This window comes from Spirosoma sp. KUDC1026 (assembly GCF_013375035.1).
In the GTDB taxonomy this organism is placed as follows: domain Bacteria; phylum Bacteroidota; class Bacteroidia; order Cytophagales; family Spirosomataceae; genus Spirosoma.
This window is the reverse complement of the sequence record NZ_CP056032.1, coordinates 5,739,481-5,752,913: the sequence shown is the minus strand read 5'-3', so window position 1 is coordinate 5,752,913 and position 13,433 is coordinate 5,739,481. Positions and strand designations below refer to the sequence as shown.

Below are 13,433 nucleotides of genomic sequence, written 5' to 3'. Positions count from 1 at the left end.
TCATGAACCTACAATACGGCTGGTGGCTAATCGGTTGTTTGTTCCTGCTAACGGGCTGCGGTAGTCTGCGCACGGAAGTAAACCCGGAGTTTCTGAACCGGGAGTCGGGCAAACTCGTCGTTACGGGCTTCCTGTCCCCGCAGGACACGGTGCTGGCGGTGAAGGTATCCCGCTCCCGGACGGTGCTGGGCGACAGCATTAATACAGGCGCTACCCAGAACATTCAAAACGCCGTGGTTACCATTCAGGAAGGTGGCCGATTAGTTGCTCTGAATAATAAGAACAACACGGCAGACTATTACAGCATTGAGGCCCGGTTCCTGCCTATTATTGCCGGCCGGACGTACAAACTGGTGGTGCAGACCCCTGGTGGTGAGCGGGCCGAAAGCAGCTGTACCATTCCCAGTATTGTCAGACTGGATGGTATTGCGTTTGATTCGGCTATCATCAATCAATTCTTTAATCAACAGAAACGCTACTACGTCCACGCCAGCTGGACCGACCAGCCGAATCAGGCAAACTACTATCAGCTAACCGGTTTGTTTCAGTTCATTAATGCCGACTCGGCCGGTCGTCGGGAGTACCGTAACGTCCGCTTTGATGCCGCGAACGGGAGTCTGCAATCTGACGAGAACCGGGACGGGGACCAGATCTTTTCGGAACGGGCGTATATCAGCCGAATCGACGTTAATAGCCCGGCGGCCCAGCGTAGTTTTTCGAGCCGGTTCCGGGATGCAATTGTTACGGTCAACCTGCTGAATATCGAGAAAACGTATTACCAGTACCAGACTGCCGCGGGGCTGCAGGCGCAGTCGTCCGGTAATCCCTTTGCCGAGCCGGTGCTTATTCCGTCTAACATACAAGGTGGGCTGGGGTGCTTTGCGGGCTATAACCGCTCCACCATGCGACTGAGGGTAAGCCGGTGAAGCTTTGTCTGGGCCAGTAGCAACAAAAAATCCCTCAGTTCGTGCCGAACTGAGGGATTTGACAAAACCAGCGTTCGGTTTAGGCGTTCTGCACCGAGCTGTTCATGATTTCGGTCTGCTTCCGGATCGACTCCATGTGGATGATTTTGTAAATCTCTTCCACTACTTCTGGATACAGATTCAGTTTCTTACCCAGGTCGGCCCGCGATTGCAGGATTTCTTTCCAGCGATCAGGCTGGAACAACGTAACGTTATTATCCCGTTTGTACTCAGCCAGGCGTTCAACCAGTGCCATCCGGGCCGCCAGCATCTCAACGATCTGCCGGTCAACGTTGTCGATGTTCCGACGGCTTTGCTCCATTACGCTCTGAAATTCCAGATTCTGTGATTCAACCTGGCGGATCTGCAGATGATCGAGCATTTCACCGAACGCGGCAGGTGTCAGTTGCTGAGCAGCATCACTCCATGCTTTATCGGGATCGATATGCGATTCAACGATCAGACCGTCGTAGTTGAGGTCCATCGCCATCTGCGCCAGTTCGTTGAGGTAGGCCCGCTTACCGGCCATGTGGCTGGGATCGCCAATGATTGGCAGTTGTGGGAAAATCGATTTCAGTTCGATGGCCATCTGCCACATCGGTACGTTCCGGTACTTGGTCGCTTCGCCCGTCGCAAATCCGCGGTGAATAGCGCCCAGTTTCGTGATGCCGGCTCCGGCAAGACGCTCGAAAGCACCGACCCACAGGGCCAGATCCGGATTAACCGGGTTTTTAACCAGTACAGGTACGTCAACGCCACGCAGGGCATCGGCAATCTCCTGAACGTTGAATGGGTTTACCGTTGTCCGGGCACCCACCCACAAAATATCAACACCGTATTTCAACGCCAGCTCAATGTGTTCCGGCGTCGCTACTTCAACGGCAAACGGCAGACCCGTTTCCGCCTTCGCCCGCTGAATCCAGGGGAGAGCGGCTTCGCCCATACCCTCGAAGCTGCCCGGCCGGGTACGGGGTTTCCATACACCCGCCCGAATCACATGCACCGCGTTCAGCTCTTTCAACTGACGGGCAGTTTCCACTAACTGGTCTTCGGTTTCAGCGCTACACGGACCAGCGATAATCAGAGGTTTGCCGTTGGTATCTATCCAGGATCCAAGCGGTTCTACGGTTAATTCTACTTTCATACAAAACGCGTAATTGGTCAATAACCAGGTACTCTATAAGGAACTTTTTGATGCAAATTTATGGTATATTTGCGAAGGGAATTGACTGTTTTTCAGGTCAGTTCCTTTATTTTTCTACTGTTGTTTCTAATTTGTCGAACAAGCCGCGCCGGTGAGCTTAACGGATAGGCCGAAATTTCGTTATATATTTCGACCGTGTTAACCGACACGCACCTAACGCTATGGAAGTAGCACCGTCAAAACGGAGCACTGATATGTCGAACCGAAGTAATCTTTTTCCGGAAACCGTCGAACGGCCAACGGAAGCAGTGCCAGTTTCATTTGAAGACACTTCGATTGCCTTTTCTGCCCAGTCGAATTCCAAACTTCGAAAGACCTACTGGTTATTTGCGTTGATGAATAAGGGATGGCTGGTAAATTTAGGGACTTTTTTCATAAAGATCGCCCTGCGTTTACATCTCCCCATCAAATTCCTTATTAAGAATACCATTTTTGAGCAGTTCTGCGGGGGCGAGAGCATCCGCGATTCGGAGCACACCATCCAGCAACTGCACAAGGCTCATATCGGGACCATTCTCGACTATTCGGTCGAGGGGGAAGAAACCGAAAAAAGCTTTGATGAAACCACGCTCGAGATTCTGCGTACCATCGAGCGCGCCAGCGAAGCGACTGATATTCCCTTCTCTGTTTTCAAAGTAACCGGACTGGCATCGACCGAATTACTGGAAGCCGTACAGATTGGCGACTCGCTTAATAAAGAGCAGAAAGCCGAATTTGACCGGGTGCTGAAGCGGGTCGATACGTTATGTCGCCGGGCTCACGAGCGGAACGTGCGGATCTTTATCGACGCCGAAGAAAGCTGGATTCAGGATACCATCGATACGCTCTCGTATGAGATGATGGATCGCTATAACCACGAGCGGCCTATTGTTTATAATACGTATCAGATGTACCGCTGGGAAAGTTTGGCTCACCTGCGTCGCGATACTGAAGAAGCGCGTGCCAAAGGATACTACTTGGGGGCCAAGCTGGTTCGGGGTGCTTACATGGAAAAGGAACGGGTACGCTCGCACGAAGACGAGTACCAGGATCCCATCCAGGCGACGAAAGAGGATACAGATCGTGATTTCAACGCGGCTATTGATTACGCGCTGGAAAACCGGGATGTCCTGTCGATCTGCCTGGGTACGCACAACGAGTACAGCTGTCAGTACTGTGTTCGGCGGATGCAGGAAATGGGTATTCCCGCGAATGATCCGCACGTTTACTTTGCCCAGCTGCTGGGCATGAGCGATAACATTTCGTACAACCTGGCCAGTGCTGACTACAATGTGGCGAAATACGTACCTTACGGTCCTGTTGAAGCGGTAATGCCATATCTATTCCGGCGAGCCGACGAGAACAAGTCTATTGCTGGTCAGAGCAGCCGGGAATTCACGCTGGTCGCTAACGAGTTGTGCCGGCGTAAAAGCTGCAAGTAATTTATCGTACAGATACGCACATACGGAGGGCATGGTTGCCGGAGCTGATCGACGGACTTTCCCGGATCAACGCCGACGCCAGACCCTCCGTATTTCTTTTAGTACCTATCAGGCTGGGTCTTCTATCTTTGCATCATGATTCAGAAAAATCCCCTTAAGTTTTTTTTACTGACCTTACTGCTGATTGCCGTGGATCAGGGCGTTAAGCTGGGCGTTCATTACTACATGGCTCCCGGCTTTGCGGGTCAGATCAATCTGATTGGCGACTGGTTTAAGCTGCACTACGTACTGAATCCGGGTATGGCCTTTGGTATGCAGTTAGGCTACGAGTACGGCAAATTATTGCTGAGCGTTTTCCGCCTGTTTGCTATGGTAGGCATTGGCTATTACCTGGTGTACCTGGCGCATCGGGGCGCTCCCAATGGTCTACTCTGGGCGATGGCGATGATTCTGGCCGGAGCTGTCGGCAATGTGATTGATAGTACGTTCTACGGGGTTTTTCTGAATAACGCACCCTATGGTTCTCCAACGCCCTGGTTTCATGGGCAGGTGATCGATATGATCTTTATTGACGTCTGGGAAGGTTTTATTCCCGAATGGGTACCGGTATGGGGAGGACAATATTATTCGACGCCGATCTTCAACGTGGCCGATGCCTGTATCTTCATTGGGGTTTGTATCATCCTGTTTTTCCAGCGTCGTTTCTTTGGTGAGCAATCGGCAGAGGGCGGGTTGCTACCTGCGTCTGGCCCGGATGCTACTGAAGCTGAAGTATTACCAACAACCGAGTATCTGGCTGAAGAAGGGGAAAAGGCGCCGTCCACTGAGCCCGACGATAACACTGTCACGTCGGCTTCCTCGGTTGATACGGACGAGCCAAAAACGAAAGAAGAAGATAAGCTATAACGCAATCACTTAATATGAAAAAGCCCCGCTGGCAATTGCCAGCGGGGCTTTTTCATATTAAGTGATTCAATTGATTATTTACCGTTCGACAGCAGGTTAAAGAACTGATCGAGTTTCGGCGTGATGATGATCTCCGTCCGGCGGTTTTGCTGACGACCAACCGACGTAGAGTTGTCATCTTTTGGCGAAAACTCCGAGCGGCCACCGGCCGTCATCCGTTCTGGCGATACACCAAATTTGGTTTGCAGCGTCCGGACAACCGACGTAGCCCGCAGAGCACTCAGGTCCCAGTTGTCTTTGATCGACGCCGTCGAAATGGGGACAGCATCCGTATGGCCTTCTACCAAGATGTCCAGCTCTTTGTGGTCGTTAACAACTTTGGCTACTTTGCCCAGTACGTTCTCGGCGCGCGTGGTGATATCGTAGCTACCCGAACGGAACAGCAGTTTGTCGGAGATCGATACATACACAACCCCTTTCTTTACCTCAACCGTTACGTCCTGATCATTTACATCGTCCAGCGACCGTTTCAGGTTCATAACCAGCGCCAGGTTGATCGAGTCCTTCCGCTGAATCGATGCGTTCAGGTTATTGGTGTATTTGGTTTGCTCATTCAGCGTTTCGAGCGACTTTTTGATACTCTCGGCGCCAGACTTACTTACAATCGACAGATCCGACATGCGGTCGAGCAGGTTGGTATTTGTCTTTTTCAGGTAATCAATCTGGGCTTGTAAATCACCAACCTGCTTCGTTTTGCCTTGCAGGTCAGCGTCTTTTGTTGTCAGTTGCGAACGCAGGTCAGCCGTACGCTGATCACAATCATTTAAGGAAGCTACTGCTTTATCGCGGGCTTCTTGAAGAGATTTGATTTCAGCCAACCGTTTCTTACTACCACAGGAAGAAAGCATAGCCACGGCGGCAAAAACTACTAATACGCGTTTCATACAATTAATTTTGGACTTGTTAGAAGGGTAACGAAAAGTTAGGTTTGACTGGTATTCACCCCAGTGAGCAGGCTAAACCATTCCACAAAAATAAGAATTTCTAACCGAAATGGTCAACAAACTCCCCAATTGCTGTGAAAAAAGTCTGACTATCAGGTAAATATACTTACGTGTATTTTTCTAACGTACCAGTAGTACTGCTCTTCTCAACTCCTGCTTTAGCCGAAATTTCCTGGCTGCTATCACGAACATTCGTGAAGAAATTAGCGAGTACATCGTCGTCTGCGTAAGGTTCAAAGCGAATTGCCCTGACGGGCTCGGCTTCACGGAAGGCCGCAGGAACAAAACAAGTTTAACGGGCAGACGAAAAAATCGTAAGCACCCTATTTGTATCGGTCAATCGTGGAGTTGGGTCTCAAGCTTCAGATGCATAAGGCAACATTTGTTGGTACCAGAATAACGCTACTCACGTTCCGTAAATCCCGAAAAAAAAAGTGCCGACGTTCTTCTTATAAGACGTCGGCACGATAAAAACTAACAACTGGAACGGGTTAATACGTAATCTTCTGGATTTTACCCGAACCCAGGCTAGTCATATAAAACGTGTTGGCGGCTCCGGCTTCCAGATCGGTCGGTAGGTTCAGGCCGCTGAGCAACGTAGTGTTTTGCCCGCTGGCAAACTGGGTAATCGTACCTGTGTTCGGCGTTGGACCCATCTGGCCAAACTGCGCTACGCTCAGAACGATTGGTCGTTTGTCGGCGCCCAGCAGAATATCGACTAAGCTGGTATAACCTTCCTGAAACAATGATACGTTGCCAGCCATGTCAACTTGATAAATCCGGGCTTTACCCGCTGGAAAAGGAAAGCCAAGCAGCGTTGTTACCAGCAGTTTCTGCCCGTCGAATGCCACGCCGGTGGGTACCGCCTGCACGTTGGGTGGGCCAACCGCCGTCGGATTCGGTATTCCCGGAATGGGGGCTAAAACGCTCAGTGTGCCAGATGGCGTCCGTTTAATAACGGCATTGGCGGCTGCGTCGGCAATAAACATGTCGCCGTTGGGCGCAAACGTGAGGTTATACAGGTTCGACTCGCCGGTATCTTCCGCAAACTTATAGTCGACGACAAACTGGCCGATAGGCTCGCTGGCCAGGCTGCTGGCCATCATCGGCTGATCGCCGGGTTTGAACGAACTGACGTTCACTTTGTACAGCTTATCGTCGACGCCATGCAAAATGTACAGCCAGCCGTCGCGATAGGCCAGGTGATTGAGACCGTCGGGCATGTTTTCCGGACTCAGGGCAACCGTAAATCCGGTAATAGCGGGATAACTCTTTCCGTCGGGCGTAACAACAGAAACCCGCCCGGTGGCTACTTCCGTAACCCAGAGCTGACCTTTGGGGTCCATAGCCATACCAAGAGGACCCGCCAGACCGGTGGCGTAGTCTTCTACCCGGAGTTGAGAAGGGGAGGTCAATTCGCGGTGATCCAAGCAGCCTGCCAGGAACAGGAGACTGGCAATCAGAGCAGTGTTGAAGAGTTTGTGCATATGATTTCGGAAAACGCCGACTAGTTCTCAACCGCTGAAAACCAAGCCGACAAGGTTGAGCCACAAACTATCGCAACAATTCTGCGAAAAAGAACTAATTTATAGTAATCGGTTATAAAAAGATCGTATGGTATTAATAGTCAAGTATTAACCAGCCCAACTCTCCCGGTCCAGACTGCGATATTGAATGGCTTCGGCCAAGTGTTCGATACGTATTTCCTCCGTGCCCGCCAGATCGGCAATCGTACGCGATACCTTCAGGATCCGGTCGTAGGCGCGGGCGGAGAGCCCCAAACGTACCATTGCCGTTTTGAGCAGGGCCCGCCCGGCATCATTGATCTGACAAATCTCTTTCACCATCTGCGAAGGCATCATAGCGTTGGAATAAATTCCTGGTTGTTCGGCAAAGCGAGCCGTCTGCAATTCCCGCGCCCGGATGACCCGCTCCCGGATGATCTCGCTGGACTCGGCAGGTCGGTTGGCAGTCATCTGATCAAACGATACGGGTGTCACCTCAACGTGCAGATCAATTCGGTCGAGGAGGGGGCCGCTGATTTTGGCCAGGTATTTCTGAACGACGCCCGGCCCGCAGACGCATTCTTTTTCGGGGTGGTTGTAATAGCCGCAGGGGCAGGGATTCATGCTGGCGATGAGCATAAAACTGGCCGGAAACTCCACCGCCCATTTGGCCCGCGAGATACTCACTTTCCGATCTTCGAGCGGCTGACGCATCACTTCCAGCGCCGAGCGTTTGAACTCGGGCAACTCATCGAGGAACAGTACGCCGTTATGCGCCAGGGAAATTTCGCCCGGTTGCGGAAAACTACCGCCACCTACCAGAGCCGCGTCGGAAATAGTATGGTGGGGAGCGCGATACGGCCGGGTCGCAATCAGATTGGCCCTGGTACCCAGCTTGCCCGCTACCGAATGAATTTTGGTTGTTTCCAGCGCTTCCTGCAAGGTGAGCGGAGGCAGAATGGTTGGCAGACGTTTGGCCAGCATCGTCTTGCCTGCTCCCGGCGGACCAATCATAATGACATTGTGCCCACCAGCAGCCGCAATCTCCAGCGCTCGCTTGATGTTTTCCTGTCCTTGCACGTGTGAGAAATCAACGTCATACGCGTTGATCTGGCTCAGGAATAGATCGCGCGTGTCGCTTACCACCGGATCAATATCTTTCTTGCCTTCAAAAAACTCGACGGCTTCCTGCATGTTTGTTACGCCGATCACATCCAGGTTGTTGACAATGGCCGCTTCCTGCGCATTCTCGGTGGGCAGGACAAACCCTTTGTAACCCCGCTTTCGCGCTTCGATGGCAATAGGAAGGACACCCTTGATAGGACGTAGCGTACCGTCGAGGGCTAACTCGCCCATGATAACGTAATCTTCCAGGCTGCGTTTGGTACTGATCTGTTCGGAAGCTTGTAGGACGCAAAGCGCAATCGGCAAATCGTAGGCTGACCCTTCCTTGCGCACATCGGCGGGGGCCAGGTTGACGACTACCTTCTGCCGGGGCATTCGGTAACCGAAAAATTTAAGAGAAGCTTCGACGCGTTGCTCACTTTCCTTAACGGCGCTGTCGGGCAGACCGACCAGATGAAAGTGGAGTCCCTGAGCAACAACGACTTCAATAGTAATAAGGCTGGCATTGACGCCATAAACGGCAGCGCCATAGGTTTTGGCAAGCATGATCGATTATACGTGTACGGGTGGGGCGATATGCACCAAAACTACAGTCTGAACTGCCGGAAAAAAAGTATTGATTGGAATAGGGGAAGATAAAGTTGTTTTACCGCCCCTTCCCCAATATACCCAGCTCTCTACGTACTAAGCCAGCGACCGCCTAGTCGGTTGGTTCGTCTGGCAAAGACTGGTTGTCTGCGTCAAGCGTGCTCTTTAACGCTTCTTCGCCATACTCACGCTGAAGATTACCTAGCTCCTTATCGGAGCGAGCATCCGTTTGGTCAGGGTTACGGACAGTTCCTGGTACTAAGTCGTGTTTCTTTTCCAGATTACCAACTTGGATGTCCGAGCGGTCTTTGCGGGTCTTGCTCATGATCGGAGAGATTGAATTTGTTTTTGTGTAGTATACAGGATGAGTAGGGTGTTTGTTCGACCTTTGTTGCTCATCCTCGACATTGCAGCAACTAACTTTTATTCGCCTTACATCAGAATAGGTCTTAAATATCTGTTTAACACCTGTTGTAAAGCGAGAAACTTACGCATATTTGGCTATGCTCATAGTGGGAATGATTGTGATGGTGATAATGGGTGCAGCTGGATTGCTTCAACGACGGATGGATTCAATGCGAGAGAAAGCGGCCGATCAGCAGCGAACGATTCAGACATTGACTAACCGAATGAATCAGTTAGAAGAATTGAATCGGGTGGGCTGGCAAAAACAGCAGGCAATGGTCAATCGATACGAAAAGAAAATACAGACTCAACAGGAGTTGATTGACGAGCTGGCTCAGCAACTGCAGGCGAACCGGCGTCTGCACGATAACTAGGCATGGCTCACAAATCAGCAGCATTGCCACCGGATAGAAGCCAGATTAGCTCCGTTACTTACTACCAGGTTTTAAGGCTTCCCAATGAGACAATGAAGAGTCATTACATCACTTGAATGTATCATTTTGCAGAATGATTACGGGACTACTTAAAGAAGCTAATCCTCAATTGAGACCACTTATAATTCTTCAGAAAACCGTGCGGGATTAAGTAGGTAGCCAAGACTATCCTGTTTAGAAAGTGAGTGCTTCCTGCTCATCTAATGATGAATGTATCCTTTTTCGATCTGCTTATTCTACTAGGTTCTCTGCAAGGGGTTATTCTGGCAGTTCTCCTCTGGCGAAACCGGCAGGGTAATTCGCTTGCCAACCGATTGCTGGCCGCTTTGATGGCAATACTGGCCGCGGCCTGCTTCTCTATCGGCGTACCCCTGAATCAGTGGACCAGTACGATGCTCGATTTGGTCCCCCTGATTATCGTCATGCCTGTTGGACCGATCATTTACTTCTATACCAAAGCCTCGCTTGATCCCAACTTCCAACTCGGCCGCCGACAGCAACTGCATTTTCTCCCCGCTATACTCGATATCAGTAAACAAGGCATTATCTGGGTGTACCTAATTGCCCTATGGACGGGCTTAACTAGCTACGAAAACCGGGGGTGGTGGGCCGACCTTAAAAATGGCTACGATACGTTGGTCGATATTCCCGGCTGGCTATCACTAACGTTTTATCTGGGATTAGCCCAACGCCGGATAAGCCAGCACAAACGAATAAATCCACACCCTTCAACGGAAGCTAACTATCAACTCCGCTGGCTACATACGCTCCTGAACGTCTGGTGCGGCTTTCAACTACTATGGCTTCTGTTTCTGATTCCTTACCTGTTGCCAGACTTCCGAAACACACTGCTTAATAGAGTAGGCTATTATCCGCTCTACATTCCTCTGGCCGGGCTCATCTATTGGATTGGGTTGCGTGGCTATTTACACACACTACGTACATTCGAACCCCAGAAACGGAAAGAGCCCACCCCGGCCCGGTCCGCTGGTCTGATCGAGACAACTCTTCAGCGGCTTCAGCAAGCAATGCAGGAAGACAGGCTATACCTGGATGCCGAATTGACTGTCGAACGGGTAGGTAAGCATCTAGGTATAGCTCCCAAACTCATCTCAGCCGTCCTAAATCAGCACCTGGGAAAAAGCTTTAATGCATTCATCAATGAGTACCGGGTGGCCGCTCTTCAAGCGAAGCTACTCGACCCCGCCCATCAAACCTCAACTATTCTAGGCCTGGCCTACGACTGCGGCTTCAATTCGCAGGCTACCTTTCAGCGAGCGTTCCGGGGGGTGACCGGACAAACCCCCAAGCAGTACCTACAAAACGAGCAGTATTTGAAGAAATAAGGATCAAATCCGGATTTGAGTAGCTATTAGGAGCAACCATGACGGTATTGCGCCCTAAAACAATCACTCATGAAGACGATTTGTTCGCTGCTGCTGACGAGCCTGTTACCCTTATTTTCTCTCTTAACCCAGTCACCGAGTACTGGAAAAATTCCCCAGCAAGTAGATCAATACCTTACGGCGGCTTACCGGGAAGACCGCTTTAATGGCGTTGCGCTGGTGCTTCATCGGGGGACGGTGTTATTCCATAAAGCTTACGGAATCCGCCATGTTGCTACCAAAGCGCCTAATGATACGACTACCCGCTTCCCTCTGCTGTCGATTACCAAATCATTCACAGCCGCGTTGATCCTGAAGCTACAGGAGCAGGGGAAATTATCCATCGATGACAAGTTAAGCCAGTACCTACCTGGTTTTGCCAAAGGGGATTCGATTACCCTTCATCAGTTGCTGACCCATACCTCGGGATTGTTCAACTACACGGAGCTGATTGATGAAGCCGACTCCGCGCTGGTCTGCCATCCGGTTCCTAAAGAACGTATCGTCGATATCATCCGGGACAAACCGATGTCGTTTAGTCCGGGTAAGCAATTCAGCTATTGTAACTCAGGCTATTTTCTGCTCGGTCTGGTCATTGAGAAAGTCACGGGGAAGTCCTATGAGCAGAGCATGCGCGAGCTGATCTTGCAACCGCTGGGGATGAGCCAGTCGGGCTTCGATTTCATCAACCTCCCCGCCCAGAGCCGAGCTTTTGGCTACGATACCTTGACAGCTAGGTATTCTTCTCCATATCCCCACCCTGACTCGACTGTTTTGTATGCCGCGGGGGGGCTCTACAGCACCACGGGCGACATGCTGCGGTGGGCCAAAGCCGTTACCAACCGGCAGCTGCTATCGGCTCATTCCTGGCAGCTGGCTTTTACGCCCCGCCTGAACGGCTACGGCTACGGCTGGCAAAACGATCAATTTGGTGGCAAACCATACCTGCGCCACAGTGGCGGCTATCCAGGATTTATGTCTGAGTTTGTGCACTATCCGAAGGAAGAGCTCACTATCATCCTGTTCAACAATTTCGGCAATTACGGTGATTCACTATTTCCCATCGTGCAAAGCTTATCGGTCATTGTCTTTGGGATGCCTGATGAGCTGTGGCTACCCAAGCAGGAGGTCGTTCTAGAACAGAAGCAGTTAGAGCAATACGTTGGCCGCTACGTGGCCGACCAACCAAGCGGTTACGGAGCGAATGTCGTCTTGCGGGATGGCCGCTTGTATTCCCTGGGGCATCACCCGAATCAACTGCCGGAACTGGCTTTGTATGCCAGTAAAGTGGACCATTTTTTCCCCCAGATGTATAACAGCCGTATGACGTTCCAGCGCGATTCATCGGGGAAAGTGATTAGCTGCGTTATCCAGGAGAATGGCCAGCGCTTTGAGTGGAAAAGGGTTGACTGAGGGAACGATTCGCTGAGCTGTTTCAAAGATTCCTTCAGCGATAGGCCAAACGTAGCCTTGACTGACCGATCTCTCGAGTGGCCCACCTAGTTTCATGGGCCAGCTTACGAACCAGAATAGCTCGTTAAATCTTCTCGGCAATACGCAGTTTGGCACTCCGGGCGCGTGGGTTCCGGGCAATCTCGTCGGGTGTTGCTTCGATGGGTTTGCGGGTTACCGAACGTAGTGGTTTCAGCTCATTACCGAACAGATCCTTCTCGACCTCCCCCTGGAATTTCCCTTTATTGATGAAATTCTTCACCGGCCGGTCTTCCAGCGAGTGATACGACATGACAACCAGTCGGCCGCCCGGCTTCAGGATGTCCGGCACCTGTTCCAGAAACTCTTCCAGCACCTGCATTTCTTCGTTCACTTCGATACGTAACGCCTGGAAAACCTGCGCGAAGTATTTATTTTCCTTGCCGCGAGGAGCAAGTCGTTGTAGGGCTGCTTTCAGATCATTAACGGTCTTCAGGCCCCCCGAACGGTTCGAACGGGCAGCGACCAGTGCCGTGGCGGCCGTACGGGCGTTGGTGATTTCCCCGTACATGCCCAGAATCCGGTGCAGGTCGGCTTCGCTGTATTCGTTAACAACGTCGCGTGCTGTCTTGTCAGCGTGCTGGTTCATCCGCATGTCCAGGTCAGCGTCGAAGCGCGTTGAGAAACCCCGCTCGGGTGTGTCGATCTGGTGCGATGAAATACCCAGGTCAGCCAGGATACCGTCTACCTGTTCGGCTTTGTAAAGCTTCAGGTAACGCTTGATGTTGCGGAAATTAGACGCGACAAACGTAAGACGCGGATCATCGATGGCCTGGGCGTTAGCGCGTGCGTCTGGATCCTGATCAAAAGCGAACAGGCGACCTCCTTCAAGCTGCCGCAGAATTTCGCGGCTGTGGCCACCACCGCCAAAGGTAATATCAACATAAGTGCCGCCGGGCTTCAGGTCAAGTCCTTCGATACAGGCCTGTAATAAAACGGGATCGTGGTAATTGGTCATTCAGAAACTAAGCTTATACAGTGCTCGTTACAAACGTATTCG

General features: G+C 51.3%; 12 protein-coding genes. 6 read left to right on the top strand and 6 right to left on the bottom strand.

Features of this window, described 5'->3' with window-relative positions:
• Positions 1 to 2: 2 nt before the first annotated feature.
• Positions 3 to 926: a DUF4249 domain-containing protein gene (locus HU175_RS24360; protein WP_176569043.1), complete on the top strand. Its 924-nt coding sequence runs from the start codon at positions 3 to 5 to the stop codon at positions 924 to 926.
• Between the two features lie 79 nt (positions 927 to 1,005).
• Here the strand turns inward: HU175_RS24360 and HU175_RS24355 are convergent, their stop codons facing one another.
• Entirely contained in the window at positions 1,006 to 2,109 is a 1,104-nt protein-coding gene (locus HU175_RS24355; RefSeq protein WP_176569042.1) for a chorismate mutase, read from the bottom strand.
• Between the two features lie 254 nt (positions 2,110 to 2,363).
• On the opposite strand from HU175_RS24355, the gene HU175_RS24350 reads away from it, so the two are divergent.
• Positions 2,364 to 3,590, top strand: coding sequence for a proline dehydrogenase family protein (locus tag HU175_RS24350; RefSeq protein WP_176569348.1), 1,227 nt, complete (start codon positions 2,364 to 2,366; stop codon positions 3,588 to 3,590).
• 135 nt (positions 3,591 to 3,725) lie between these two features.
• On the top strand, positions 3,726 to 4,496 hold the full coding sequence (locus HU175_RS24345; RefSeq protein ID WP_176569041.1) for a lipoprotein signal peptidase: 771 nt from the start codon (positions 3,726 to 3,728) through the stop codon (positions 4,494 to 4,496).
• A 74-nt stretch (positions 4,497 to 4,570) separates the two neighbouring features.
• Here HU175_RS24345 and HU175_RS24340 read toward each other — a convergent pair whose 3' ends face one another.
• The 4 genes from HU175_RS24340 to HU175_RS24325 form a co-directional block, all read right to left on the bottom strand.
• On the bottom strand, positions 4,571 to 5,440 hold the full coding sequence (locus tag HU175_RS24340; RefSeq protein ID WP_176569040.1) for a flagellar motor protein MotB: 870 nt from the start codon (positions 5,438 to 5,440) through the stop codon (positions 4,571 to 4,573).
• A 551-nt stretch (positions 5,441 to 5,991) separates the two neighbouring features.
• Positions 5,992 to 6,987 (bottom strand): ScyD/ScyE family protein, encoded by a 996-nt coding sequence (locus tag HU175_RS24335; RefSeq protein ID WP_176569039.1) that lies wholly within the window; start codon positions 6,985 to 6,987, stop codon positions 5,992 to 5,994.
• 147 nt (positions 6,988 to 7,134) lie between these two features.
• Entirely contained in the window at positions 7,135 to 8,676 is a 1,542-nt protein-coding gene (locus HU175_RS24330) for a YifB family Mg chelatase-like AAA ATPase (RefSeq protein ID WP_176569038.1), read from the bottom strand.
• 154 nt (positions 8,677 to 8,830) lie between these two features.
• Positions 8,831 to 9,043 carry a hypothetical protein gene (locus HU175_RS24325; RefSeq protein WP_176569037.1) on the bottom strand — a complete coding sequence of 71 codons (213 nt, stop codon included), beginning with the start codon at positions 9,041 to 9,043 and terminating at the stop codon, positions 8,831 to 8,833.
• A gap of 241 nt (positions 9,044 to 9,284) precedes the next feature.
• On the opposite strand from HU175_RS24325, the gene HU175_RS24320 reads away from it, so the two are divergent.
• The 3 genes from HU175_RS24320 to HU175_RS24310 all read left to right on the top strand — a co-directional run bounded on the left by HU175_RS24320 (position 9,285) and on the right by HU175_RS24310 (position 12,355).
• Positions 9,285 to 9,497, top strand: coding sequence for a hypothetical protein (locus HU175_RS24320; protein WP_176569036.1), 213 nt, complete (start codon positions 9,285 to 9,287; stop codon positions 9,495 to 9,497).
• A 266-nt stretch (positions 9,498 to 9,763) separates the two neighbouring features.
• The gene (locus HU175_RS24315) at positions 9,764 to 10,903 is read left to right on the top strand and encodes a helix-turn-helix domain-containing protein (RefSeq protein ID WP_176569035.1); all 1,140 of its coding nucleotides are present in this window, start codon (positions 9,764 to 9,766) and stop codon (positions 10,901 to 10,903) included.
• A 69-nt stretch (positions 10,904 to 10,972) separates the two neighbouring features.
• Positions 10,973 to 12,355: a serine hydrolase gene (locus HU175_RS24310; protein ID WP_176569034.1), complete on the top strand. Its 1,383-nt coding sequence runs from the start codon at positions 10,973 to 10,975 to the stop codon at positions 12,353 to 12,355.
• 124 nt (positions 12,356 to 12,479) lie between these two features.
• Here the strand turns inward: HU175_RS24310 and rsmH are convergent, their stop codons facing one another.
• Positions 12,480 to 13,391 carry a 16S rRNA (cytosine(1402)-N(4))-methyltransferase RsmH gene (gene rsmH, locus HU175_RS24305; RefSeq protein ID WP_176569033.1) on the bottom strand — a complete coding sequence of 304 codons (912 nt, stop codon included), beginning with the start codon at positions 13,389 to 13,391 and terminating at the stop codon, positions 12,480 to 12,482.
• Between the last annotated feature and the right edge of the window lie 42 nt (positions 13,392 to 13,433).

Excerpts from the sequence above, each read along its gene's own strand:
- HU175_RS24360 (WP_176569043.1), top strand. The coding sequence starts at position 3 with ATGAACCTACAATACGGCTGGTGGCTAATCGGTTGTTTGTTCCTGCTA.
- HU175_RS24355 (WP_176569042.1), bottom strand. The coding sequence starts at position 2,109 with ATGAAAGTAGAATTAACCGTAGAACCGCTTGGATCCTGGATAGATACC.
- HU175_RS24350 (WP_176569348.1), top strand. The coding sequence starts at position 2,364 with ATGTCGAACCGAAGTAATCTTTTTCCGGAAACCGTCGAACGGCCAACG.
- HU175_RS24345 (WP_176569041.1), top strand. The coding sequence starts at position 3,726 with ATGATTCAGAAAAATCCCCTTAAGTTTTTTTTACTGACCTTACTGCTG.
- HU175_RS24340 (WP_176569040.1), bottom strand. The coding sequence starts at position 5,440 with ATGAAACGCGTATTAGTAGTTTTTGCCGCCGTGGCTATGCTTTCTTCC.
- HU175_RS24335 (WP_176569039.1), bottom strand. The coding sequence starts at position 6,987 with ATGCACAAACTCTTCAACACTGCTCTGATTGCCAGTCTCCTGTTCCTG.
- HU175_RS24330 (WP_176569038.1), bottom strand. The coding sequence starts at position 8,676 with ATGCTTGCCAAAACCTATGGCGCTGCCGTTTATGGCGTCAATGCCAGC.
- HU175_RS24325 (WP_176569037.1), bottom strand. The coding sequence starts at position 9,043 with ATGAGCAAGACCCGCAAAGACCGCTCGGACATCCAAGTTGGTAATCTG.
- HU175_RS24320 (WP_176569036.1), top strand. The coding sequence starts at position 9,285 with ATGGATTCAATGCGAGAGAAAGCGGCCGATCAGCAGCGAACGATTCAG.
- HU175_RS24315 (WP_176569035.1), top strand. The coding sequence starts at position 9,764 with ATGAATGTATCCTTTTTCGATCTGCTTATTCTACTAGGTTCTCTGCAA.
- HU175_RS24310 (WP_176569034.1), top strand. The coding sequence starts at position 10,973 with ATGAAGACGATTTGTTCGCTGCTGCTGACGAGCCTGTTACCCTTATTT.
- rsmH (WP_176569033.1), bottom strand. The coding sequence starts at position 13,391 with ATGACCAATTACCACGATCCCGTTTTATTACAGGCCTGTATCGAAGGA.